This window comes from Acetobacter lovaniensis, from assembly GCF_014207635.1.
Taxonomy (GTDB): Bacteria; Pseudomonadota; Alphaproteobacteria; order Acetobacterales; family Acetobacteraceae; genus Acetobacter; species Acetobacter lovaniensis.
This window is the reverse complement of sequence record NZ_JACHIE010000001.1, coordinates 191199-214657: the sequence shown is the minus strand read 5'-3', so window position 1 is coordinate 214657 and position 23459 is coordinate 191199. Positions and strand designations below refer to the sequence as shown.

Genomic DNA, 23459 nt, shown 5'->3' with positions numbered 1-23459 from the left:
CGTTTGCACCCTTTCAGCCCCGCATCGTCCACAGACTTATCCACAAAAACGGTGGATGAAATTGATCGCCCCCCAAAGAGTGCCAGATGACTGCACAGAATTCGTCACAGGATAACGCGGAGGCTCAGACCAACGCCCAGCCCGGCCTTCCGGACAGAGGGGTGGAAGTCATACGTCACGCCCTGCGCACCATGCCTTTTGCTCCGGGGGTTTACCGCATGCTCGGGGGCAAGGGGGAGGTGCTGTATGTGGGCAAGGCGCTCTCTCTTAAAAAACGTGTCACGTCCTATACGCAGGTTGGCCGTCTGCCCGAACGCCTGCGGCGCATGGTGTCGGAAACGGCCTCCATGGAAATCGTGACAACCCATACAGAGGCCGAAGCCCTGCTGCTGGAGGCCAATTACATCAAGCGGATGAAGCCCCGCTTCAATATCCTCCTGCGTGATGACAAGAGCTACCCGTGGCTGATGCTGACAGATGGGCAGGACTTCCCCCAGATTGCCAAGCACCGTGGCAAGGCGGTCAAGGGGGCCAGCCTGTGGGGGCCTTTTGCCTCCGTATGGGCGGTCAACCAGACGCTGAACCTGATCCAGCGCGTGTTTTTGCTGCGTTCGTGCGCGGATTCCGTTTTTAACAGCCGGAGCAGGCCGTGCCTCCTGTTCCAGATCAAGCGCTGTTCCGCTCCGTGCGTGGAGCGCATAGACCGGCAGGCTTACGGGCAACTGGTGGAGCAGGCGCGGGATTTTCTGTCCGGCAAGGACACCGCATTGCGTGAGACACTGGGTGCGGACATGAACAGGGCGGCGGATGAGATGGATTTCGAGCGCGCCGCCGTGCTGCGCGACCGTATTCGCGCGCTGGCGCAAATGCAGGATTCCAGCGTGATCAACCCTGCCTCCTTGCAGGATGCGGACGTGTTCGGGCTATGGCAGGAGGCGGGGCAGACCTGCATTCAGGTCTTTTTTGTACGTGGCGGGCGCAACAATGGCAGCCGCTCGTTTTTTCCGGCTCATGCGCAGGATGAGGCCCCGGCTGATATTCTTTCCGCCTTTATTGCCCAGTTTTATGATGACAAACCTTGCCCGGCACAGATTCTGGTCAACCATGCTCTGGCGGAAAGCCCGCTCATGGCCGAGGCGCTTGCCCTGCGGCGCGGCAAAAAGGTGGAGATTCTCAACCCGCAACGCGGCGAGAAAAAACAGGTGGTCGATCACGCCGTAGCCAACGCGCGGGATGCGCTCAACCGCAGGCTGGCCGAAACAGCAGGGCAGGCCAAGCTGCTTCAGGGCGTTGCGGATGTGTTTGCGCTGGATGCTCCGCCTGAGCGTATAGAGGTGTATGATAACAGCCACATTCAGGGCGCGCATGCCTATGGGGTGATGATTGTGGGCGGCCCGGAAGGGTTCAACCGCAAGGCGTACCGCAAGTTTCGCATCAAAGGCCCTGTTACACCGGGGGATGACTTTGCCATGATGCGCGAAGTGCTGGAGCGCCGCTTTGGCCGCGCCCTGCGGGAAGCAGAGGAGGGAGATACCTCCAACTGGCCCGATGTGCTGCTGATAGACGGCGGTGCAGGCCAGTATTCCGCCGTGCGGGCGGTGCTGGATGAACTGGGTGTAACGGGCGTCAAGCTCGTGGGGATCGCCAAGGGGCCGGACAGGGACGCAGGGCGGGAGTGGTTCCATACCGACCATACGGAGCCTTTCCAGCTTCCGCTGCGTGACCCGGTTCTGTATTATCTGCAAAGGCTGCGGGATGAAGCGCACCGCTTTGCCATTACCACGCATCGTTCGGGGCGCTCCAAGGCACTTGTCACGTCTGAGCTGGATGACATTCCCGGTATTGGCCCCGCGCGCAAAAAAATGCTGCTCAACACCTTTGGCTCGGCCCGGGCAGTCAGGCAGGCGGGGCTGGAGGCGCTGGAGGCGGCGCCGGGTGTCAGCCGGGAACTCGCACGGGTGGTTTACGGGCATTTTCACCCCGGCTGGTCGCCAGACTAGGCGGGGTGGGTGTTTTTTGCGTACCGATGGCTGCCTTGCAGCCAAATCGTGGATGGGTGACGACTTTGCGATAGGTCAAACCATTCCAGTATGGTGGAAAATGCGCTAGCATGCGCTCCAATGCTGACAGACCTGCCCAACGTCCTGACTCTTTCGCGTATTGTGGCCATTCCCATTGTGGTTGGATTTGCCGCATGGGGTACGCCGCAAACAGATGCGTTGGCCTGTCTGCTGTTTATTCTGGCCGGTATTACCGATTATTTTGATGGCAAGCTGGCACGTTCTCGCCACCAGTTGTCCGACTTCGGGCGCATGTTTGACTCCATAGCCGACAAACTGCTGGTAGGGGCCTGCCTTATGGTGCTGGCGGGCTTTTTGCGCCTGCCATACCTGAGCCTGTGGCCTGCCATTATCATTCTGTGCCGCGAAATTCTGGTATCTGGCATGCGTGAGTATCTGGCCGAGCGGCGTGCCAGCCTGCCCGTAACCCGGCTGGCAAAATGGAAAACCGGATTCCAGATGACCGCCATAGGCTTTTTGCTGGCGGGGGATGGAACGGGCACGCTGCTGGGTATTCCCTGGCTGCCCGTTGCCCTGATTGGCGCGATACTGCTCTGGATTGCCGGTGTGCTCACAATGATTACCGGCTGGGATTATCTGACCAAGGGTTTGCAGCACGTCGATCTGTAGTAGCCTTTGCGCCAGAATGGGCAGCATTGGTCCTGTGGCAGACAATACTGACGGAATGCGGAGTCTGGGTATGCGAAAAGCCGCTCTTCTTGGAGTGTGCGTGATGATGAGCGGATGTGCAGGCTTTGAGAAAGTCATGTCCGACACCATCTCCCTACCCGGTGAAAACCCCAATGCCCCGGCTGGTTCGGACCTGAACATGCGGCGTGTGCAGGGGCAGGCCACAAAGGAAGTGCCTATTCTGCCGCAGGGGGGCAATATATGGCCCGGCCCACCTGAGCCGCTGCCAACGCTGGAAGATGTCGCCAGAGGCCGCATGAGCAGCCAGACAGGGGCGGAACTGCCAGCAACAGGCCCGCAACTGGCAGATGGGCAGGAAATCAGTCTGGGCGAGCAGGAGAGCATCCACAAAGGGGTTGTCAGCCCGGCCCGGTACGCTGCGCCAGAGCTGGGACGCACCAGCGGCCAACCCGTAAACGCAGGCAGGCCCGTGCCTGCACCTATTGAAATTCCCAATGGGGATGGCACAACAACCCTTGTTCATTCGGATGGTTCCATCAGCACCATTGGCGCCCCCGGCCGTCAGGGGCTGCCTGTGCATTAGCGCAAGCGGTGCGCAGGACGTGCTGGTAAGGTAAAAGGTTGGTAAGGCGGATTATGGCAGACCGGGTAACAGTTTTGTTTTTTGCAGCACTGCGTGAGCAGATCGGTCAGGAAAGCCTGAGCGTGACCATACCCGCATCCGGGGTTTCGGTTGCCGCCCTGCGTACCCAGATTGAAGGGGCAGACCCCGCCATTGCGCAGGCGCTGGCGGACCAGCCCAAACTGCGCGTTGCTGTGAACAGAACACTCAGTACATTTGAGCAGTTGGTTACGCCGGGGGACGAAGTTGCCTTTTTTCCACCCATGACAGGGGGCTGAGCAGGCCATGGTGGTGCATGTTGCGGTGCAGGCCGCTCCATTTGACGTAGGGGTGGAGGCTGAACGCCTGAGTGCGCTTTCTCCCCTTACGGGTGGAGTGGGGCTGTTTGTCGGGCAGGTGCGTGGCGGGCAGGGACTCCGTGCCATGACGCTTGAACACTATCCGGGCATGACCGAAGGAACCCTGCACGCGCTGGCGCAGGAAGCACTGGCACGGTTTGACCTGACCGGCTGCACCGTAATCCACCGCGTAGGGCGGCTGGAGGTAGGGGCGGGCATTGTTTTTGTCGGGGCCGGGGCCGCGCACCGGGGTGCGGCACTTATGGCCACCTCCTTTTTGATCGACAGGCTAAAAACCGGCGCACCATTCTGGAAGCGCGAAGAATATGACGATGGTCGTACTATCTGGGTCGATGCGCGCGAGACGGATGAAGAGGCCGCCCGCGCGTGGATGAGTAATCCGACCGCCTGAGCGTGCCCCTTCCTGCCCGGCGCTTAAGCCGGGCTTATTCTGCCAGTACGGTATGGATTGTGCGGCACAGGAACCGCAGGTCTGCCTCGGTTATGGTAAAAGCCGGGGTCAGGTACACAATATTCCTGAAAGGCCGTATCCACGCGCCGTGTGCTATCAGCTTCTGGCGCAGCCTGTCCGGGTTGCCCAGTGTTTCCAGCTCTACAACGCCAATGGCACCAAGTGTGCGCACGTCCCGCACACCGGGGAGCGTGCGGCATGGTTCCAGTGCTTCGGTCATGATCGTGTTGATCGCGGCAACCTGTTCCAGCCGTGGTTCTGTTTCAAACAGGTCAAGGGCCGCATTGGCGCAGGCGCAGGCCAGCGGGTTGGCCATAAAGGTGGGGCCATGCATCAGGGCATGCTCGGGGTTATCGGACAGGAACGCCTCAAACACATGCCGCCGTGCAACGGTCGCGGCCAGGGCCATGGTGCCGCCCGTAAGGGCTTTGGACAGGGTGATGATGTCTGGCGTAATACCGGCCTGATCGCAGGCAAACAGGGTACCGGTACGGCCAAACCCTGTAAAAATTTCGTCCAGAATCAGCAGCACATCATAGCGGTCTGCTGCTTTGCGGACTGTGCGCAGGACTTCTGGCGCATGGAAAAGCATACCCCCGGCCCCCTGCACCAGCGGTTCCATGATAATCCCAGCCAGTTCATGCGCATGGCGTGCAAGGAGCGCCATAAAAGCCTGCGTGCTGGGGGCATCTACTGGCAGGGGAGCTATAACGTGCTCGGTCAGTGCGGGGCCGTACAGGTGGTGCATGCCTTCTTCGGGGTCGCATATGGCCATGGTGGCCAGTGTGTCCCCGTGGTAGCCGCCCCGAAAAGCCAGTAATCGGGTGCGCTGGCGTTCGCCCCTGTTCAGCCGGTACTGGATGGCCATTTTCATGGCGACTTCCACCGCAACCGAGCCGGAATCGGTAAAAAACACCCGTTCCAGATCGCCGGGCAGTAGTGCGCATAATCTGCTGGCAAGGCGTAAGGCGGGTTCGTGCACCATGCCGCCAAACATGACATGGGGCATGGTCCCCAGCTGCTCCGTAACGGCCTGGCGGATATGGGGGTGGTTATAGCCGTGGCAGGCTGTCCACCATGCGGCAACACCATCTACCAGCACGCGTCCATCGGTCAGGGTAATGTGGCTGCCCTGGGTGCTCCGTGCCGCCAGAGGCGGGGAGGCTGTCTGCATCTGGCTGTAAGGAAGCCAGATATGGGGCAGACCCTGCTGGTACCAGTCGGGCATGGAGGCGGGTGCGGACATGCTGTGGTGTTCCTGTAGATGATTGACCCGGAGGGCTGGCTCCGGCACCACAGATGTCATGACGCGGTTTGACAATCTTTTCCAGCAGGGGCTGGCCGGTTTTGCGGAGCAGGGGCGTATGCGCTCCTGCAAACAATGGCATGCGGCAGGCCCCGGCCTTTTGCAGCGCCCCGATACGGGTGCTGTTCTGGTTGATTTTTCGTCCAATGATTATCTGGGCCTGCGCACCCACCCGCGCCTGCTTGAGCGGGCCATTGCATGGGGGCAGGCAGAAGGGAGTGGAAGCGGGGCTTCGCGCCTTGTTACGGGCACTCCACCCCAGACCATGGCGCTGGAGCAGCGGCTGGCTACGCTTAAAGGCATGGAGGCGGCCCGCATATTTTCGTCCGGCTGGCAGGCCAATGCATCCGTGGTGCCTGCTCTTGCCCGTTTTTCTGCTCAGGTTATGGGGGCGCGGGCCGTTATTGTGGCGGACAAGTTCATCCATGCCAGCCTTTACCATGGGTGTGCTGCCGCAGGGGTAACGCCCAAACGCTTCAGACATAACGATATGGCGCATCTGGAGGCTCTTCTGGCGCAGGATGCAGGGGCAGGGCTGAAAATTGTCCTGACCGAGAGCGTGTTCAGCATGGACGGGGACCGGGCGGACATGGCCCGGCTCCGTGCCATAACCCGGCGGCACAATGCCTTTTTGTGTGTGGATGAAGCCCACGCCACAGGTATTCTGGGCGCGCAGGGCAGGGGGCTTGCCATTGGGCAGGCGGACCTTGTTGTTGGAACTTTCAGCAAGGCGCTGGGTGGAATGGGAGCCTTTGTCGCGGCATCCGATGCCGTGTGCCGTTGGCTGGATAATACGGCATCAGGCTTTATTTATTCCACGGCACCTTCGGCCATGGTGCTCGGGGCTGTGGAGGCCGCACTGGACCTTCTGCCCGATATGGAAGAGGCCCGCGCACATGTGGCGGAGCTTGCCTGTGGCTTCAGGCAGCGCATGGGGCTGGCCGGGCTGGAGGTTGGTCCCTCCACGACCCAGATTGTTCCCGTTGTGGTGGGGGCGGAGCAAACGGCGCTCGCACTGGCGCAGGCTGTTGAGCAGGCTGGTTTTCTGGCGGTTGCCATTCGCCCGCCAACGGTGCCGCCGGGTGGCTGCCGCCTGCGGGTTGTTTTTCACGCTCACCATACGCAGGAGCAGATGCACGCTCTGGCTACCGCCATTATCAGTGCTGCGGCTCAAAATGGCATTTTGCAGGAGCATGGAGCCTTGGGCGCATGAGGCCGGTTAAGCCCGTATTTGTGCATGGCTGGGGGTTTGGTTCGGGGTTCTGGGCACCGGTGGTGGACGCTCTGGGGTGGACGGATGCGCTGATTCTGGACCTCGGTTTTCTGGAAGGTTCAGCTCCCGCATCCCCAATGCTTGCCGCGCAACATTTGCAGGCCGTGCAGGTGCCAGGCGAGGCATTGCTGGGGATTGGCCATTCGCTGGGCTTTTTGTGGTTGGCCGAGCATATGGCGCTCTCCCCCACGGATCGGTTGGTGGGGATTAACGCTTTTGCCGCCTTTGCCGCGCGGGAGAGCTTTGCTTCTGGCGTGCCAGTCCGGGTTTTGCAGCGTATGCTCAAAGGGCTGTCAAACACGCCGGAAAAGGTTCTGGCCGATTTTTACAACCTTTGTGGCGCATCTGGCCCCAGCATGGCGCCATGTGCGCCTAATCTGCGCGACGGGCTGGACCTGCTGCTGGCAGGCGATGCCCGACCTGCACTGGCAGCCAAAGCTGGGCAATACGGTATTCTGGCGGCCCGGCAGGACCCGGTAGCCACCCCTGCCATGACGGAGCAGAGTTTTGCCGGGTGCGCAGCCGTGCAGTGGGTGGACGGCGGGCACCTGCTCCCGCAAACGGATGTGTCAGCCTGTGTAACGTTCCTACAGGCTGCGCGCAGGACAATGGAACAGGACGTACAATGACAGACCCACAGCACAGGGAGCGGATACGCCGCAGCTTTGACCGGGCCGAAGGGTATGACAGCGCCGCAACGGTCCAGCGCTTTGCCGCCCACAGCCTTGCCGCACGGCTTGTCCATGCGCTGGACGGCAGAAAACCCATCCGTATTCTGGAAATAGGGTGTGGTACCGGCTTGCTGACTGAACTGTTGGCCCGGCACTGGCCAGAAGCACGGATTATTGCAACCGATTTTGCCCCGCAAATGCTCGAACGCGCCAGACGTCGCGCCTCCCCGCGGACAGAGTTCAGACTCATGGACGCCGCCAACCCCACGGTTGAAGGCCCGTTTGATGTGGTCTGCGGTAATCTGGTCATGCAGTGGCTGGAGCAGCCCGGAGAGGTGCTGGAAAGGCTGGGTGGGCTTTTGGCTCCGGGGGGTGTGCTGGCGGTTTCTACCCTGCTGGACGGGACATTCGCGGAATGGAAAGCCGCCTGTGCGTGCGAAGCTGTGCAACCTGCCACACCGCATTATCCTCAGGCCGGGAAGATACAGGCATGGACGCCATGGCTGTTCGCAGGTCTGTGGGAGAGCGAGAGCTGTGTGCAGGCTTTTGGCTCCGGTCTGGAGTTTGTCAGGCACCTCAAGGCAACGGGGGCTTCTGTTTCGCTGGCCGGGCGTAAACCAATGGGGGCGGCAGCGCTCCGGCGGGTTGCGCGAAGGCTGGATCAGTCCGGGGCCGCCATAACGTGGCAACTGGCTTATGGCTGTTTGCGCAAACCGCCGGTTGCGGGTGTGTTTGTTACGGGCACGGATACGGGGGTGGGGAAAACTCTTGTTTCCGCCTGTCTGGTCCGGCGCTGGCAGGCTACTTACTGGAAGCCCCTGCAAAGTGGTCTGGCGGATGAGGCAGGAGATACCACCACCGTTGCCCATCTTGCGCAGGGGGCTGAGTGTCTGCCGCCTATTGGGGCATTTCAGGCTTCTCTTTCTCCTCAGGCCGCAGCCGAGGCGGAGGGCGTGCATGTAAGCCGCGCGCAGCTTGCGTTGCCTGAAGTTGAGGACGGCAGGCTGCTGGTGGTGGAAGGTGCTGGTGGGGTGATGGTCCCCGCAACGGATGACCTGATGATGCTGGACCTGGCCGCAATATGGGGGCTGCCGGTTGTGCTGGTGGCCCGTAGCGGGTTGGGCACGCTCAACCACACACTGCTCAGCCTACAGGCATTGCGTAGCCGCGGGGTAGCTGTGGCGGGGGTCGTGCTGAATGGCCCGCCTAATCCGGCTAATAGCCGCACCATTGCGCAACTGGGCAAGGTTCGCATTCTGGCAGAGGTGGCGCATCTGCCAGCACTTTCACCTGCTTCCGTGGCGGAGGTAGCGGCCACATTCCCGGCGTGGGAGGCCGTCTGCACAAGGCCTTGACGGCATATGCGCGTTTAAAGGCAGGGAAATCACAATGGCCACGTCCTAATCAGGCGTGGCCCCTGGTGTTTAGTACTGGCGGATCAAACCGGCCAGATGGCCTTGAATAACCAGCCGTTCAGCAGGAACAATGCGGGTTTCGTAGCGGGCATTGGCGGGTTCAAGGGCGATCATGTTGCCTTTGCGGCGCAGGCGCTTGAGCGTGACTTCCTGCCCGTCAATCAGGGCGACGATAATCTGCCCGTTTTCAGCCTGATCCGATTTTTTGATAATGACCTGATCGCCATCCAGAATCCCGGCTTCGATCATGGAATCCCCGGCCACTTCCAGCGCGTAATAATCTCCCGAACCCAGCATGTCTGCGGGGATGGAAAGGGTGTTGGAGGTGTCCGCCATGGCTTCAATCGGCAGTCCGGCAGCAATGCGGCCATAAAGCGGGATTTTAACCGGGTCCTGCTTCTGCCGGGTAAAACTGCCGCGGATGACGTTGGTGGGCAGTTCCTCTTTCATTTCGGGGAGCTGGATGACTTCCAGCGCACGGGCGCGGTGATGGTGGCGACGCAGAAAACCGCGTTCTTCCAGCCCCGAGATCAGGCGATGGATACCGGACTTGGAGCGCAGGCCCATGGCTTCGCGCATCTCGTCAAAAGAAGGAGAAAAGCCGGTCTGCTTGAGGTGCGAATCAATGAAAAAAAGAAGCTTGTGCTGTTTTCGGGTCAGCATGTCGCACCTCGGTCTGGCTGTTTGGAATGGAACATCAATCTTATGGTTTGTTCTATGTAAGTTCTTGTTTTTGTCAATATTAAAATCAGGGCAGTGGCATAATCTGGCAAGGTGTGCCTGCTTTTTGGGCGGGAGCGCGGGGAGGGCGTACAATAAGTGCCTGACTTTTGGCCAGAATATTCAGTTGTGCCGACCCCTGCTGTTCAAACGGTGTGGCTACAGGCAGGCCGTCGGCGGTGGTCTGGAGTGTGGCCCGCAAAAAATCCTGCCGCTGGTCATTTTCGGGTACATCCGCGCCCAGTAATGCGGTCTGGGTCTCCAGAGTGTCTGCCACGCAGGCCCCCATGAGTTTGCGCAGGGCAGGCAGCACAAACACCAGACTGCAAACCAGTGCTGCAACGGGGTTGCCGGGCAAGCCAAGCACAGGCATGCCGTTGAGTGTGCCGGACATGAGCGGTTTGCCCGGACGCATGGCAATTTTCCAGAAGTTCTGGACAAGCCCGGCTTTTTCCAGCGTTGGGCGCACCAGATCGTAAGCCCCCACACTGGCACCGCCAATGGTGATCAGCATGTTCAGATCACGGGTATGGGCAAATGCGCTGGAGAGCGATGTGGCATTGTCGCGCGCAACGGGCAGCACAATGGAGTCTGCTCCGTTCTGCCCCAGCAGGGCTGCCAGCATGAAGGAGGCGGAGTTGAAAATGCCATCAGGTGGGGCGGTATCACCGGGCAGAAGGATTTCGTCCCCCGTAGCCAGAATCCCCACACGGGGGCGGCGGAACACCGGCAGCCAGACCAGCCCGCCAGCGGCCGCCAGCCCTATATCCCGCGGGCCGAGTCTGCTGCCTGCGCTCAACAGCACGGCACCTTGGGCAAAGTCCTGTCCCTGTGGGCGAACGAACTGCCCTGCTGTGACAGCCTGCGTGAGCAGGACCTGCTGGTCTGTCCGCTGTGTGTTTTCCTGAATAATAACGGCATCCGCCCCGGCAGGTATCTGGCTACCTGTAAAAAGCCGGATACAGTCACCCGCAGCCACGGTGCGGGCAGACGGCCTGCCTGCGGGGGCCTCGTCTATAATCCGCAATACAGCGCCCGGACGGGTATCTGCCGCCCTTACGGCGTATCCGTCCATTGCAGACACACAGACTGGCGGGTTGGCCCTGCGTGCCTGCACGTCCTGAGCCAGAATGCGGCCACATGCGGCACTCAGGGCGACGGTTTCCTGACCGCACGGCAGCAGATTTTCCAGAATTCTGGCCCGCGCGGTTGCCACATCCAGCATGAATTCGTCTCCTTTTGGCGTCCGTGGCGCCATATTGATGTAAGAAAGCTTGACCTTTTGCCTTTGTATGCGCATTTTGCCGCAACTTGAACACCGCCGGAGCCGTATGGACCGGCTCTGTAAATATGTTCTGCTGAGGAAGTCATGGCCAAGACCAACGTCATCAAGATCCGTCTCGTCTCGACGGCTGACACCGGTTACTTCTATGTGACCAAGAAAAATGCCCGCGCTCACACGGGTAAAATGGAACTGAAGAAGTACGACCCGGTTGCACGCAAGCACGTCGTATTCCGTGAAGCCAAAATCAAGTAATTCTGGCCAGATCGGTATCTTATAAAAAAACGGCGCCATTGCGCCGTTTTTTTATGTGGGTTTTTTATGCAGGGCATACAGGCTCACGCCCGGTCAACCCGGCTGGCACATGTGCTGGGTAGGGTTAAAAAAGCGGATCGCGCCGGTCGTAGGGGACAACCACATCATTGCGGTTGGCCATGTTCAGCATGGCACGGGCACGTTCATCCAGAATATCCGTATCCAGCGTGTTTTCACGCAGGCCATTGACGCGGCGCTTCCATGCGTTCTGTTCGGCCTGTGCGTCCGTGCGGGCCTGTTTGGCCTGTTCCAGCAGGCCAAGCTGCTGCTGGTAGGCCTGCATGCCGTGGTCGCCCTGTGTGGCGTTCCAGCCAAAGTAACCGGCAATGCTTAAAAATGCCAAAGGTGGCACCACGGCGCGTACAACGCGGCGAAAGAAACGGCCAATCTGCACTTTTGGTCAGCTCCTTGCCAGAGTCGTGGTTACCAAGAGACATGAATACAGCGTAATCTGTAACTCATGTTACGCCAGATAGGGAAGGGTGTTGCATACAAAAAAAAGCCGGTCCCACAAGGGACCGGCCTGATCTGGCGTTGCATAGGGGCAGAAAACCCTGCCTGCGCTCCAGTCTTTAGCTGTTTTTGAGGATCGTACGGCCTGCATACTGGGCGGCTGTAACCAGTTCCTGCTCAATACGGATGAGCTGGTTGTATTTGGCCGTCCGGTCGGAGCGGGAGAGCGAGCCGGTTTTGATCTGCCCGCAGTTGGTGGCAACGGCCAGATCGGCAATGGTGGAATCTTCCGTCTCACCCGAGCGGTGGCTCATAACGGCGGTGTAGCCTGCCCGATGGGCCATTTCCACGGCCTGAAGGGTTTCTGTCAGTGTGCCAATCTGGTTCACCTTGACCAGCAGGGAGTTGGCAATGCCAGCCTTGATCCCGCGGCTGAGGCGCTCAGGGTTGGTGACAAACAGGTCATCGCCCACGAGCTGCACTTTTTTGCCCAGTGTCTGCGTCAGCAGTGCCCAGCCTTCCCAGTCATCTTCTGCCATGCCGTCTTCAATGGAAACAATCGGGTAGCGGTTTACCAGATCTTCCAGATAAGCGACCATGCCTGCGGAATCGAGGCTCTTGCCTTCACCTTCCATGACGTAGTGGCCGTTTTTGAAGAATTCCGTGCTGGCGCAGTCCAGTGCAAAGGTTACGTCCTGCCCGGGGCGGTAGCCTGCGGCTTCCACGGCGCGGGTAATAAAGCCCAGTGCCTCATCAGCCGATTTAAGGGCCGGGGCAAAGCCACCTTCATCACCGACATTGGTGTTCAGGCTCGCAGCGCTCAGCGCTTTTTTCAGATGGGCAAAAATTTCAGACCCCCAGCGAATGGCGTCCGCAACGGTTGGCGCGCCCACGGGCTGGATCATGAATTCCTGAATGTCGATCGGGTTATCCGCGTGCTGGCCACCGTTCACGATGTTCATCATGGGAACAGGCAGGACATGGGCGAACGACCCGCCAACATAGCGGTACAGCGGGACTTCCAGTTCCGCCGCCGTTGCCTTGGCCACAGCGAGCGAGACGCCCAGAATGGCATTGGCCCCCATGCGGCTTTTGTTGGGGGTGCCATCCAGATCAATCATGGCGTTGTCGATGTCGATCTGGTCAGAGGATTCCGCCCCCTGCAAGGTGGGCAGGATTTCGCTCTCAATGTTTTCAATGGCGCGGAGCACGCCTTTGCCACCATAGCGCCGTGCATCACCATCGCGCAGTTCCACGGCTTCATGTGCGCCGGTTGACGCGCCAGAGGGAACAGCCGCGCGGCCTTTGGCACCGGATGCCAGTTCCACGTCCACTTCCACGGTGGGGTTGCCACGGCTATCCAGAATTTCGCGGGCGATAATGTCAACAATGGCGCTCATGGTGTTTGTTCCTGCTTGTCAGTGGCACTGGCTGGGGCTGGTGCCGTCGTTTCTTATTCTTGAATCTATGATGCTACCTGTATGGAGCTTTCCTCCACGCGGTTGCTAGTGGCAGCGTCTTGGGCTTTTCTGTCAACACTGAGAACAAGAAAATACAGAGAAAAGGGTGTCTGTTCCCCTATGAAGAAGCTTCCGTTTCTGGGTGTGGTTCTGATGCTGGCAGGGGTTGTGCCCTATGTCTTATGCACATGCGCCATAGTGTTTTACGATTCCCACGTCCCCGTGCCCAATCTGCTCATGGCCGAACTGTTTTACGGAGCCATCTCCCTTTCCTTTCTTGGTGCCGTGCACTGGGGGCAGGCGCTGGAGATGGAACGCACCATTATTGTAGCGTCTGCCGCACATACGGACCATGTGCGTCTGCTGGCGGGTGTTGTGCCCGCTCTGCTGGGCTGGGTTGCAGCCTGCACGGGGTTTATGTGGCATCCTCTGGCCGGGATTGCCGTGCTGATAGCTGCATTTGCACTTGTCGCCATGGCCGAGCGCGCGGCATGGCGGCGCGGCTGGGTACCGCCGGGCTATATGGGCGTACGCTGGATTGTAACGGCGGTTACGGAGTGTTGTCTGCTTATGGTGCTGCTGGTTCGTTTTTTGTGAATGGCAGACGCTGGACCGGTGCGCTAAAAACTGTGCCGGGTATGTTATAACACGCAGGTGTCGCATAAGACGCGCATATCAGTCAGGAAGTGGAAAGCAGGGCTTATGAACGGCAAACCGCGCATTCTGGTAAAAGGTGCAGGTGTGGCGGGGCTGACCGCCGCCGTAACACTCGCGGAGCGTGGCGGGGTTGTAACCCTGTATGACTGTGCGGAGCGGGTCGGGGCTGGTGCATCATGGATGGCGGGCGGCATGCTGGCCCCATGGTGCGAGGCGGAATCGGCTCCGGCGGAAGTTACGGCCCAGTCGGTCGATTCGGTGGACTGGTGGGCAACCCATGTTCCCGGTGTTGTAAGGCAGGGCAGTCTGGTGCTGGCCCCCGCGCGTGATGTGGGGGAACTGGCCCGCTTCGGGCGGCGTACCTCGCACTACGAAACCGTAGGTGAGGCCGATATTGCACGGCTGGAGCCGGACCTTGCCGGGCGTTTTCAAAAAGGCCTGTTTTTTGCGGATGAAGGGCATGTAGACCCACGCAAGGCCCTGCCTGCACTGGCCCATGCGCTGGAGCAGATGGGAGGGCAGGTGCTGGTGGCCCCCGAGCCCGCCCCGGACGAGGCCGGGTTTGACTGGGTGGTGGACTGTACGGGCCTGAGGGTAAGGGATCAACTCGACCACCTGCGCGGCGTTCGTGGCGAAATGCTGCTGCTCCATTGCCCAGATGTTATTCTGCACCGGCCCGTACGCATGCTGCACCCGCGTATTCCGGTTTACATCGTGCCGCGTGATAACCATGTATTCATGGTCGGTGCGACCATGGTGGAAAGCGAGAATGCGGGCGGCATGACCGTACGCTCCATGATGGAGCTGCTCAATTCCGCATGGACCCTGCACCCCGGCTTTGCCGAAGCGGAAATTCTGGAAATGGGAACAGGCCTGCGTCCATCCTACCCCGATAACATGCCCCGTGTGGTGCGGCAGGGGCAGCATATTTATGTTAATGGTATGTACCGCCATGGTTTTCTGCTCTCCCCCGCTCGGGCACGGGAGGCCGCAGATCTGGTTTTTGGGTCCTAAACCCCAAGGAGTAATGCCCGATGAAAATAACCGTCAATGATGAGGCGCAGGACGTATCCGCCACAACCCTGGCAGGGCTGATTGATGAGCTGGGATACGCCGGTGCGCGGATTGCCACTGCGCTGAATGGGCAGTTTGTCCCAAAAACCGAGCGCGAGCGTGCAGCGCTCGTAGTCGGCGCGCGGGTGGAAATTGTTGCCCCTATGCAGGGGGGGTAAAAAGCATGACGGCGTTATTTTACGGGCAGGCACTCTCCTCCGCCCTTATGCTGGGCACAGCGCAGTACCCATCCCCCGAAATCCTGCGTGATGCCGTTCTGGCCGCGCGCCCGGGGGTGTTGACCGTCTCCCTGCGCCGCGAGTCCGCCGGGGAGCGGGCCGGGCAGGCATTCTGGTCTTTGGTGCATGAACTGGGTGTGCCCGTTCTGCCCAATACGGCGGGGTGCCACACGGTCAAGGAGGCCGTAACAACCGCGCATATGGCGCGCGAGGTGTTTGGCACGGACTGGATCAAGCTTGAGGTGATCGGTGAGGCAGATACACTCCAGCCCGATGTGTTCGGGCTGGTGGAGGCCGCACGGATTTTGAACGAGGAAGGGTTTAAGGTTTTCCCCTACACCACGGAAGACCTTGTGGTAGCCGAGCGTCTGCTGGCCGCAGGGTGCGAGGTGCTTATGCCGTGGGGGGCTCCCATAGGCTCTGGTAAGGGGCTGAACAACCTGTTTGGCCTGCGGGCCATGCGGGCACATTTTCCCTCCGTGCCGCTGGTGGTGGATGCGGGCATTGGTGTGCCCTCCCATGCCGCTCAGGCGTTGGAACTGGGGTATGATGCCGTGTTGATCAACACCGCCGTAGCCAAGGCGGGGGACCCCGTGCGCATGGCGCAGGCTTTTGGTCTGGCTGTGCAGGCCGGTATGCTGGCACGTATGGCCGACCCGATGGAAGCGCGCGATATGGCCGCCCCATCCACTCCCGTTGCAGGAAAGGCATTTTTGGGATGAGCACACTACCACAGAAGTTCTATCCGGTTGTGGATCACGCCCAGTGGGTCAAACGCCTTGGCGCTGCGGGTGCGCGTTTTATTCAGCTACGGCTCAAGGACCTGCCAGGTGAGGAACTGCGCGCACAGGTGCGTCAGGCGCGCACGTATGCGGCAGAGCATGACGTTTGTCTGGTGCTGAACGATTTTTGGCAGCTCGCGCTGGATGAGGGTATTTCCTACATCCATCTGGGACAGGAAGATCTGGATACGGCAGACATGCCGGCCATTCGCAAAGCGGGGCTGCGCGTGGGCATAAGCACGCATTGCCCGGAGGAACTGGAACGCGCTCTGGGCCTGACTCCCGATTATGTGGCGCTGGGGCCGATATGGGAAACCCGGCTCAAAAAAATGGCGTTCGGCCCGCAAGGTGTGGAAAAACTGCGTGAGTGGAAGCAGCGTATCGGCACCATGCCACTGGTTGCCATTGGCGGCATAACGCTGGAGCGTGCGCCGTCGTGCCTTGCCGCCGGGGCGGATTGCGTTTCGGCCGTATCCGCCTTTACCCAGCACGCGGACCCGGAAGGGCAGGTTCGGGCATGGCTGGAAGCCACCACAGGCGTGTGACGCCACCGCAGGCGTACAGCTTGCCTGCGTGGTGGGTGCGTTTTATCCGCCGCTAAAAATGCGGGAGGCGTCCGCCTTGCCAAAAAGGGTAAGCAGCACACGGGCCGAGGCCGGGAGCCGGTAGGTGCCGGTTGGTCTGGCCCCTGTGTCGGGCAGAATACGTTGGGCTTCGGCGTGGGCGGTGTCGAGCAGCAGATCAACCAGAATTTCCGGGGCCATGCGGTATTCGGGTAGGCCCGATTGCCTGCGGCCTGTCGCTTCCCCCCCGCCGCGTAGGCGAAAGTCCTCATCCGCGATCAAAAAACCATCTTCCGTCTCGCGCAGGCAGGCCAGACGGCGGCGGGCTGTCTGCCCCAGTCCCGCATCATGCAGCATTAGGCAGTAAGAGGCCTTGGCCCCCCGGCCCACGCGCCCGCGCAACTGGTGCAACTGGGCAAGGCCAAAGCGTTCGGCATGCTCAATGACCATGATGGTTGCACTGGGCACATCCACCCCGACTTCGATTACGGTTGTGGCGACCAGAATACGGGTGCGGCCGTTGGCAAAATCCTGCAGGGCCTGTTCGCGCGTGTTTGTGTCCTGCCGCCCGTGGGCGATGCCCACCAGATCACCAAACCGGTCGATCAGAGCGGCCTGCCGGGCTTCGGCTGCGGCAATGTCGAGCGCTTCGCTCTCGGACACAAGCGGGCAGACCCAGAATATCTGGGCCCCGGCCTCAAGGGCGCGGCTAATGCCCTCAAGCACATCGTCCATGGTGCTCAGGCTGTGCAGGGAGGTGCGGATAGGCTTGCGGCCAGATGGTTTGCCCTCCAGACGGCTGACCTGCATATCCCCAAACTGGGTGAGCAGCAGGGTACGCGGTATGGGGGTTGCGGTCATGACCAGCATATCCGCCTTGTGGCCTTTTTCCACCAGTGTCAGGCGCTGGTCCACGCCAAAGCGGTGCTGCTCATCCACCACGGCCAGCCCAAGGTCTGCAAATTTTACGCTTTCCTGCACCAGTGCATGGGTGCCGACCACCAGCCTGGCTGTGCCGTCCGCCATATCTGCCAGAGCCTGCTTGCGGGCCTTGCCTTTGACCGAACTGCATAAAAACGCCACCGGCACGGGGGACAGGCGCGTAAAGGTTGCAGCATGCTGGCGGGCCAGAATTTCGGTCGGGGCCATAATGGCGGCCTGCGCGCCTGCCTCCACCGCCCGGAGCATGGCCAGCAGGGCCACCAGTGTTTTGCCTGCCCCCACATCGCCTTGCAGCAGCCTGCTCATGCGGTGGGGGGCGGCCATATCGGCTTCTATCTGCCGCAGTACATGCGCCTGCCCGTGTGTGAGCGGGTGTCCGAAGGCGGCAAGAGCCTGCTGTTGCAGGTGCCCATTGCCCTGCATGCTGCGGCCGGGGCGGCTGCGGGTGGCCTGCTGGGCAATGCGCATGGCAAGCTGGTCGGCCAGTAGCTCGTCACAGGCCAGACGGGTCTGTGCGCGGGAGCGCTCTGCCTGCCAGCTGGTGCCTGTGTGGCTGTCGGGAATACTGTCTGGCCTGTGCATCCATGTGAGAGCGGTGACAAAATCGGGCCAGTTTTTTTGCGCGATCAGGGCTGGGTCATGCCATTCGGGCAGGTCCGGGGGGAGCAGGGCCAGCGCTGCGGTCATGGCCTGGCGGACCTGCCCGGCAAACAGGCCCGCAGTCAGCGGCCAGACCGGGTCCAGCAGGGGAATGCGCTCAATTTGGCGGGCGGGAAGCAGGTAGTCGGGCGAGGTCATGCACAGCCGCTCACCAAACCGTTCGATTTTGCCCGATACGGCAATCTCCGCCCCGGTGGTGGCCTGCTTGGCCTGCCATGGCGAGAAAAAAGCAATTTCCAGCAACCCGGTCCCGTCCGAGAGCGTGGCCCGCCACGGCTGGCGGGTGCGTGGGGTAGGGGCGCGCACGTCCTGCACCGTGCCGCAAACTGTTGCAATTGTGTCAGTCCTGAGTTGTGCCACAGAAGGGCGCAGCCGCCTGTCCGTTACACTTTCGGGCAGGCAGAACAGCAGGTCCGTGACCCGAGAGCCACCGGCAATTCTGGCCAAAAGCCGCGAGCGGGCGACATTAACGCCGCTCAGGCTGTCGAGCGGGGCGGTCAGGGCCTGCAGGGCAGGCACGTTCGCCCATTGCGGAACCGAAGCGGATGTGAAGGATGGGGGGCTGGACACGGACGGTATACAGGCCTCTGTTTGCAGGCTGACAGACAGGAACAGCCCCGGTATAGGACAGCAACGCCATGCAACACAATTTTACAACGTCTTCGCATACGCTTCCCTCCAATGCATCCGCCGGGGAGGAAGACGCTCTGGCGGCCCGTCGTCGGCGGCTCAAGTTCCGTGCCAACCATCGCGGCACGTTTGAGACTGATATCCTGATCGGTGGCTTTGTGGAGGAAACAGCAGACAGCCTGAACGCCGCAGAACTGGCGGACATGGAAACCATACTCGAAATGCCCGACCCCGACCTGACCGACTGGCTGTTTGGCCGTCTGCCCTTGCCGGAGGAAAAAGCAACCCCCATGTTGCGGCGCATGGTTGAGGCATGCCGCGCAAGGTGCGGAAAATAAAATTTTCTTTCCGTAAGGGAAGATCAGGCAGGACAAGAGAAACAGGGCCTATGACAGCAGACACAGGTGTAGCAGCAGACCGTCGGATTGCCACTATTTGGGGCGTGCCGGAGGGGTACGATGCCCTTTTGCTTGCCCGGCGCGCGCGTGAGCATAAGGGGCCTTTGCTGCACATAGCCCGCAACGATGCCTCCATGGTGCGGCTGGCGGAGACGCTGGCCTTTGTTGCGACCGATGTGGACGTGCTGCGTTTTCCCGCATGGGACTGCCTGCCATACGACCGGGTTTCGCCCAACCCGACAATCGTGGCCGAACGGGTGGCCACACTGACCCGCCTGCTCGAACCTTCGGGGGGTAAGCCGCGCCTTGTGCTGACCACGGTTAACGGCGCAATCCAGCGCGTGGCTCCGCGCAAGACCTTCAAGGGCCAGTCTCTCACTATCCGGACGGGGGAAAGTCTCGACCAGTCCCTGCTGATCGAACTGCTGATCGCCAATGGCTACACCCGCACCGATACGGTGATGGAGGCAGGGGAATTTGCAACACGCGGCGGTATTTTCGACCTGTACCCCGCAGGTGCGCCCGAGCCTGTACGCCTTGATCTGTTTGGGGATGAGGTGGAGAACATCCGCGCCTTCGACCCCGGCACCCAGCGCTCGACCGAAAAGCGGGATGGGCTGGTGCTCTGCCCGGTATCCGAATTTTCGCTCGATGCGGCCAGTATCTCCCTGTTCCGCACCGGTTGGCGGGATGCGTTTGGCCCCGCCGCGGCGTCCGACCCCCTGTACGAACATATTTCCGACGGACGGCGCTACCCCGGAATCGAACATTGGCTGCCTCTGTTCCATGAGCAGATGGAAACCCTGTTCGACTACCTGCCCGGTGCCGCACTCTCGCTCGACTATCAGGTGGAAGACGTTCTGGCCGCCCGGCTGGATATGATTGCCGACCATTATCAGGCCCGCAAAATGCCTGTGCGGGAGGGGGAAACGCCCTATCGCCCGTTACCCCCACACCTGCTGTACATGGACCTTAAAGGGTGGGAAGCCTCCATTGCCCGCCTGCCTGCCGTGGCGTTCAGCCCCTATGCGCAGCCCGATGGCGCGGCGGGCATGGATGTGGGCGGCAGACCGGGCAAGATGTTCTCCAAGATCGTGCCGGGTGCGCAGCGCGAGCAGGTGTTTACCCTGCTGGGCGAGCAGGTGCGGGAATGGGCGCAGGTTAAACGCCGGACCTATGTGGCCGCATGGAGCAAAGGCTCGCGCGAGCGGATTGGCGTGCTGCTGCGCGAACACGGTGTGGCGACAGAGACGTTTGAGACATGGGAGCAGGCGAGCAAGGCCAAGGCTGGCCCCGTAGGGCTGCTGACCCTTGGGTTGGAACGTGGTTTTGTGGCCGAGGATGTGGCGTTTGTATCCGAGCAGGATCTGCTGGGCGAGCGCATAGGCCGCCCACCACGCCGCCGCCGCCGCGCGGATGAACTGATTGCCGAGGCCAGTGAACTGTCTGCTGGGGATCTGATAGTTCATCAGGACTACGGCATAGGCCGGTATGACGGGCTGGAAACTGTGAGCGTAGGCGTGGCCCCGCATGACTGCCTGCGCCTGTTGTACGATGGTGGGGAAAAGCTCTACCTGCCGGTAGAAAATATTGAACTGCTGAGCCGTTTTGGCTCGGATCAGGCCGGGGTATCGCTCGACCGTCTGGGCGGGGTCGCCTGGCAGAACCGCAAATCGCAGATGAAAAGCCGCATCCGCGATATGGCGGGTGAGCTTATTCGCACCGCAGCGGCCCGCGCGCTCAAGGAGGCGCCTGAACTGCTCCCGCCCGAAGGAATGTGGGACGAGTTCTGTGCCCGCTTCCCCTTTGTGGAAACAGAGGACCAGTCCCGCGCCATTACCGATGTGCTGGAGGATATGTCCTCCGGCCGCCCCATGGACCGGCTGGTGTGTGGGGATGTGGGCTTTGGCAAAACCGAGGTTGCTCTGCGGGCCGCGTTTGTTGCCGCCATGTCCGGCGGGCAGGTGGCCGTGGTTGTGCCCACCACCCTGCTGGCCCGCCAGCATTACCGTACCTTTGCCGCGCGCTTTGAGGGCTTCCCCATCAAGGTGGCCCAGCTTTCACGCATGGTAACAGGCAAGGAAGCCACGGAGGTCCGCAAGGGGCTGGCCGATGGTAGCGTGAATGTGGTGATCGGCACCCATGCCCTGCTGGCCAAGACTATCAAGTTCGCAGCCCTCGAACTGCTGATTATTGATGAAGAGCAGCATTTTGGCGTCTCGCATAAGGAAAAGCTGAAGGCTCTGCGTGAGGATGTGCATGTGCTCACCCTCTCCGCCACACCTTTGCCCCGCACGCTCCAGCTCTCGCTCTCCGGTGTGCGGGAGATGAGCCTTATTGCAACGCCGCCCACGGACCGCCTTGCCGTGCGGACCTTCATTATGCCGTTTGACAGCGTGGTAATCCGCGAGGCCATTCAGCGTGAGCGCTTCCGCGGGGGGCAGATTTTTTGCGTAGCCCCCAGAATTGAAGACCTGGACCAACTGGCTGAACGCCTGAGCAGCATTGTACCCGATGCCCGGGTGGTACAGGCCCACGGCCGCCTGTCTCCCACGGAGCTGGAACGGGTGATGACCGAGTTCTCCGATGGCCAGTACGATATCCTGCTCTCCACCAATATTGTGGAAAGCGGGCTGGATATGCCTGCGGTCAATACGTTGATCATTCACCGGGCCGATATGTTCGGCCTTGGCCAACTTTACCAGCTCCGTGGGCGCGTGGGGCGTGGCAAGCAGCGTGGCTACGCGTACCTCACATGGCCGCAGACACACACATTGTCCGCTTCGGCGGAAAAGCGGCTCGAGGTCATGCAGACGCTCGATACACTGGGCGCTGGCTTTACGCTGGCCTCGCACGATCTGGACCTGCGTGGTGCGGGCAACCTGCTGGGGGACCAGCAGTCCGGCCATGTGCGTGAGGTGGGCATTGAGTTGTACCAGCAGATGCTTGAAGACGCCGTAGCCGACCTGCGTAGTGACAAGGGGCGGAGTACGGAAAACGACCGGGACTGGACCCCCAATATTGTTATGGGGCTGCCTGTCCTTATCCCCGATGCATATGTGCCAGACCTGCCAGTGCGTCTGGGACTTTACCGTAGAATCAGTGCTCTGGCGTCTGATGCTGAGCTGGAGGCTATGGAGGCGGAACTGGTGGACCGTTTTGGCGCGGTTCCCGAGGAAGTTAAAAACCTGCTTGATATTGTTGATCTTAAAAGACTTTGCAGGCAGGCCGGTGTGGAGCGGGTGGAGGCAGGCCCCAAGGGCATGGTGCTCCAGTTCCGCAACAACAGCTTTGCCAACCCCGGCGGCCTTGTGCAGTGGATGGGCCGCTGGAAAGATGGGGTGGTCCGTCTGCGGCCAGACCACAAAATGGCTGTTGTGCGGGAATTGACCAACGTGCAGCGGATTGACCTTGCCCGTAAGGTGCTGCGTGAACTTGCCAATCTATGTGCGCGTGAAATGGCCTGACGGAATACCCCACCAGTTGAGTGCCAGTGCCCTCCGCACGGAACAGCCCGTGCGGAGGATATGGTTATTTGATGGGTAGGGGAAAACCGTTAACTGTAAGAACGCCACCTTCCCATGTGGTGTCCCACGTATTCTGCTCACCCGCGCGGTGGCTGACCAGCCTGCCCAGCACAAGGCCTGCGGCCAGTTTCATCTGATGTGCTGCGCGGGCTTTTTCTATCAGTTCCTCCAGATTGGAAATTTCCAGATGTCCGGAGGCGGATGTGGCCGCAACATCCCCTGTTAGCGTGGCCTGACCATGCCCCTGTAGCCTGACCGTGCCTTCGGATGCTTCAAAGCTGCTTATGGTGGCGTGCACGGCGGGGGCTGCCGTACTCCGCCCGCCTATGGCGCTCATAAGTGTCGGCAGTTCCGATGTGGGGAGCGAAAATGCAGCATGGGCCGCAGAAGGCATCAGTTGCTGGTTAAGCACGTTGTGGAAGGATAACCCGCTCATGCTCAGGGTTGCTGCACTGGTCCGCGGGGTGGCGGCACCCTGAATCTGGTAGTGCGCCATTGTGGCGTTGACGTGTGCCGCCCCCTGTTCAACCGTGGCGTTGTTCCACGTCAGGTCGTAATGCCCGCCGGACTGGAGGCTGCTGGTCACCAGTCTGCCCTGTTCCATAAGCCACTGGGTGCAGGCTGCATTGTGGTGCCCGGTCATGGCGGAAACCAGCAGCAGGGATGCTGCCTGCGCCAGATCCTGCGTGGCCTCCGGGCTGGATGCCTGACCGGTAAAGACAAGTTTTTTAACATGCAGGCTGGTTGTGCCACTGGGGGCGCGTACGCTCAGGTCATGGTAAATCAGGCCTTTGGGAGTGTCTTCCTCCGCACTGGCGCTTACGGTTGCGCATGCGGTGGGAGGAGCGGCTAGGGCGGTTTCTGCGGTGGCGATGGTGCAAAGACTCACGACCCCGAGAAGATGGAGGGAAAAAGGAGAGTTCTGCTTCATTTCATCATGAAGGTGCCGTAAGTAAAAATTGCAGGCAAC

At 60.8% G+C, this 23459-nt stretch carries 23 protein-coding genes; 16 read left to right on the top strand and 7 right to left on the bottom strand.

The genetic code is table 11. The annotated features are described in order from the left end of the window. Positions 1-86: 86 nt before the first annotated feature. From uvrC to HNR55_RS01010, 5 genes are all read left to right on the top strand, one after another. A complete protein-coding gene (gene uvrC, locus HNR55_RS01030; RefSeq protein WP_166110146.1) occupies positions 87-2000 on the top strand; it encodes an excinuclease ABC subunit UvrC in 1914 nt (637 codons plus the stop codon). Positions 2001-2120: 120 nt separating this feature from the next. Then, complete coding sequence (pgsA, locus tag HNR55_RS01025; protein WP_166110143.1) at positions 2121-2690, top strand: CDP-diacylglycerol--glycerol-3-phosphate 3-phosphatidyltransferase; 570 nt, start codon at positions 2121-2123, stop codon at positions 2688-2690. Positions 2691-2760: 70 nt separating this feature from the next. Continuing rightward, positions 2761-3294 (top strand): hypothetical protein, encoded by a 534-nt coding sequence (locus HNR55_RS01020; RefSeq protein ID WP_166110140.1) that lies wholly within the window; start codon positions 2761-2763, stop codon positions 3292-3294. Positions 3295-3347: 53 nt separating this feature from the next. Next, entirely contained in the window at positions 3348-3611 is a 264-nt protein-coding gene (gene moaD / locus HNR55_RS01015; RefSeq protein WP_095348910.1) for a molybdopterin converting factor subunit 1, read from the top strand. Positions 3612-3618: 7 nt separating this feature from the next. After that, entirely contained in the window at positions 3619-4083 is a 465-nt protein-coding gene (locus HNR55_RS01010; RefSeq protein ID WP_166110136.1) for a molybdenum cofactor biosynthesis protein MoaE, read from the top strand. Between the two features lie 34 nt (positions 4084-4117). On the opposite strand, the gene HNR55_RS01005 is transcribed toward HNR55_RS01010, so the two are convergent. After that, entirely contained in the window at positions 4118-5389 is a 1272-nt protein-coding gene (locus HNR55_RS01005; protein ID WP_166110133.1) for an adenosylmethionine--8-amino-7-oxononanoate transaminase, read from the bottom strand. A 58-nt stretch (positions 5390-5447) separates the two neighbouring features. Here HNR55_RS01005 and HNR55_RS01000 point away from each other — a divergent pair, with 58 nt between their 5' ends. The 3 genes from HNR55_RS01000 to bioD are packed head-to-tail and all read left to right on the top strand — an operon-like array spanning position 5448 to position 8748. Beyond that, the gene (locus tag HNR55_RS01000; protein ID WP_166110130.1) at positions 5448-6662 is read left to right on the top strand and encodes an aminotransferase class I/II-fold pyridoxal phosphate-dependent enzyme; all 1215 of its coding nucleotides are present in this window, start codon (positions 5448-5450) and stop codon (positions 6660-6662) included. Further along, positions 6659-7351: an alpha/beta fold hydrolase gene (locus HNR55_RS00995; protein WP_166110127.1), complete on the top strand. Its 693-nt coding sequence runs from the start codon at positions 6659-6661 to the stop codon at positions 7349-7351. The genes HNR55_RS01000 and HNR55_RS00995 overlap by 4 nt, the downstream gene beginning before the upstream one ends. Beyond that, positions 7348-8748 carry a dethiobiotin synthase gene (gene bioD, locus HNR55_RS00990; protein ID WP_166110124.1) on the top strand — a complete coding sequence of 467 codons (1401 nt, stop codon included), beginning with the start codon at positions 7348-7350 and terminating at the stop codon, positions 8746-8748. The genes HNR55_RS00995 and bioD overlap by 4 nt, the downstream gene beginning before the upstream one ends. A 69-nt stretch (positions 8749-8817) precedes the next feature. Here the strand turns inward: bioD and lexA are convergent, their stop codons facing one another. Together lexA and HNR55_RS00980 are read right to left on the bottom strand one after the other, a co-directional pair. After that, entirely contained in the window at positions 8818-9471 is a 654-nt protein-coding gene (lexA, locus tag HNR55_RS00985) for a transcriptional repressor LexA (protein WP_166110121.1), read from the bottom strand. Positions 9472-9556: 85 nt separating this feature from the next. After that, positions 9557-10828: a molybdopterin molybdotransferase MoeA gene (locus HNR55_RS00980; protein ID WP_184382502.1), complete on the bottom strand. Its 1272-nt coding sequence runs from the start codon at positions 10826-10828 to the stop codon at positions 9557-9559. A 69-nt stretch (positions 10829-10897) separates the two neighbouring features. On the opposite strand from HNR55_RS00980, the gene rpmG reads away from it, so the two are divergent. Then, a complete protein-coding gene (gene rpmG, locus HNR55_RS00975) occupies positions 10898-11065 on the top strand; it encodes a 50S ribosomal protein L33 (protein WP_003623017.1) in 168 nt (55 codons plus the stop codon). A gap of 124 nt (positions 11066-11189) precedes the next feature. Here the strand turns inward: rpmG and HNR55_RS00970 are convergent, their stop codons facing one another. Beyond that, positions 11190-11519: an FtsB family cell division protein gene (locus HNR55_RS00970; protein WP_166110115.1), complete on the bottom strand. Its 330-nt coding sequence runs from the start codon at positions 11517-11519 to the stop codon at positions 11190-11192. A 178-nt stretch (positions 11520-11697) separates the two neighbouring features. Then, positions 11698-12978, bottom strand: a complete 1281-nt coding sequence (gene eno, locus HNR55_RS00965; RefSeq protein ID WP_166110112.1) for a phosphopyruvate hydratase — start codon at positions 12976-12978, stop codon at positions 11698-11700. A gap of 180 nt (positions 12979-13158) precedes the next feature. Here eno and HNR55_RS00960 point away from each other — a divergent pair, with 180 nt between their 5' ends. The 5 genes from HNR55_RS00960 to HNR55_RS00940 all read left to right on the top strand — a co-directional run bounded on the left by HNR55_RS00960 (position 13159) and on the right by HNR55_RS00940 (position 16314). Next, a complete protein-coding gene (locus HNR55_RS00960) occupies positions 13159-13635 on the top strand; it encodes a DUF3429 domain-containing protein (protein WP_166110109.1) in 477 nt (158 codons plus the stop codon). Positions 13636-13740: 105 nt separating this feature from the next. Continuing rightward, on the top strand, positions 13741-14709 hold the full coding sequence (gene thiO / locus HNR55_RS00955; protein ID WP_086645873.1) for a glycine oxidase ThiO: 969 nt from the start codon (positions 13741-13743) through the stop codon (positions 14707-14709). Between the two features lie 20 nt (positions 14710-14729). Further along, positions 14730-14927, top strand: a complete 198-nt coding sequence (gene thiS, locus HNR55_RS00950; RefSeq protein WP_166110105.1) for a sulfur carrier protein ThiS — start codon at positions 14730-14732, stop codon at positions 14925-14927. A 5-nt stretch (positions 14928-14932) separates the two neighbouring features. After that, positions 14933-15709, top strand: coding sequence for a thiazole synthase (locus tag HNR55_RS00945; protein WP_165924968.1), 777 nt, complete (start codon positions 14933-14935; stop codon positions 15707-15709). After that, on the top strand, positions 15706-16314 hold the full coding sequence (locus tag HNR55_RS00940; RefSeq protein ID WP_166110102.1) for a thiamine phosphate synthase: 609 nt from the start codon (positions 15706-15708) through the stop codon (positions 16312-16314). The genes HNR55_RS00945 and HNR55_RS00940 overlap by 4 nt, the downstream gene beginning before the upstream one ends. 42 nt (positions 16315-16356) lie before the next feature. Here the strand turns inward: HNR55_RS00940 and recG are convergent, their stop codons facing one another. Further along, on the bottom strand, positions 16357-18504 hold the full coding sequence (gene recG, locus HNR55_RS00935; RefSeq protein WP_166110099.1) for an ATP-dependent DNA helicase RecG: 2148 nt from the start codon (positions 18502-18504) through the stop codon (positions 16357-16359). Between the two features lie 68 nt (positions 18505-18572). Here recG and HNR55_RS00930 point away from each other — a divergent pair, with 68 nt between their 5' ends. Both HNR55_RS00930 and mfd read left to right on the top strand, forming a co-directional pair. Continuing rightward, a complete protein-coding gene (locus HNR55_RS00930) occupies positions 18573-18902 on the top strand; it encodes an FAD assembly factor SdhE (protein WP_166110096.1) in 330 nt (109 codons plus the stop codon). A 50-nt stretch (positions 18903-18952) separates the two neighbouring features. After that, complete coding sequence (gene mfd, locus HNR55_RS00925; protein ID WP_166110094.1) at positions 18953-22429, top strand: transcription-repair coupling factor; 3477 nt, start codon at positions 18953-18955, stop codon at positions 22427-22429. 64 nt (positions 22430-22493) lie between these two features. On the opposite strand, the gene HNR55_RS00920 is transcribed toward mfd, so the two are convergent. Beyond that, complete coding sequence (locus HNR55_RS00920; RefSeq protein ID WP_184382499.1) at positions 22494-23420, bottom strand: hypothetical protein; 927 nt, start codon at positions 23418-23420, stop codon at positions 22494-22496. Positions 23421-23459 lie beyond the last annotated feature (39 nt).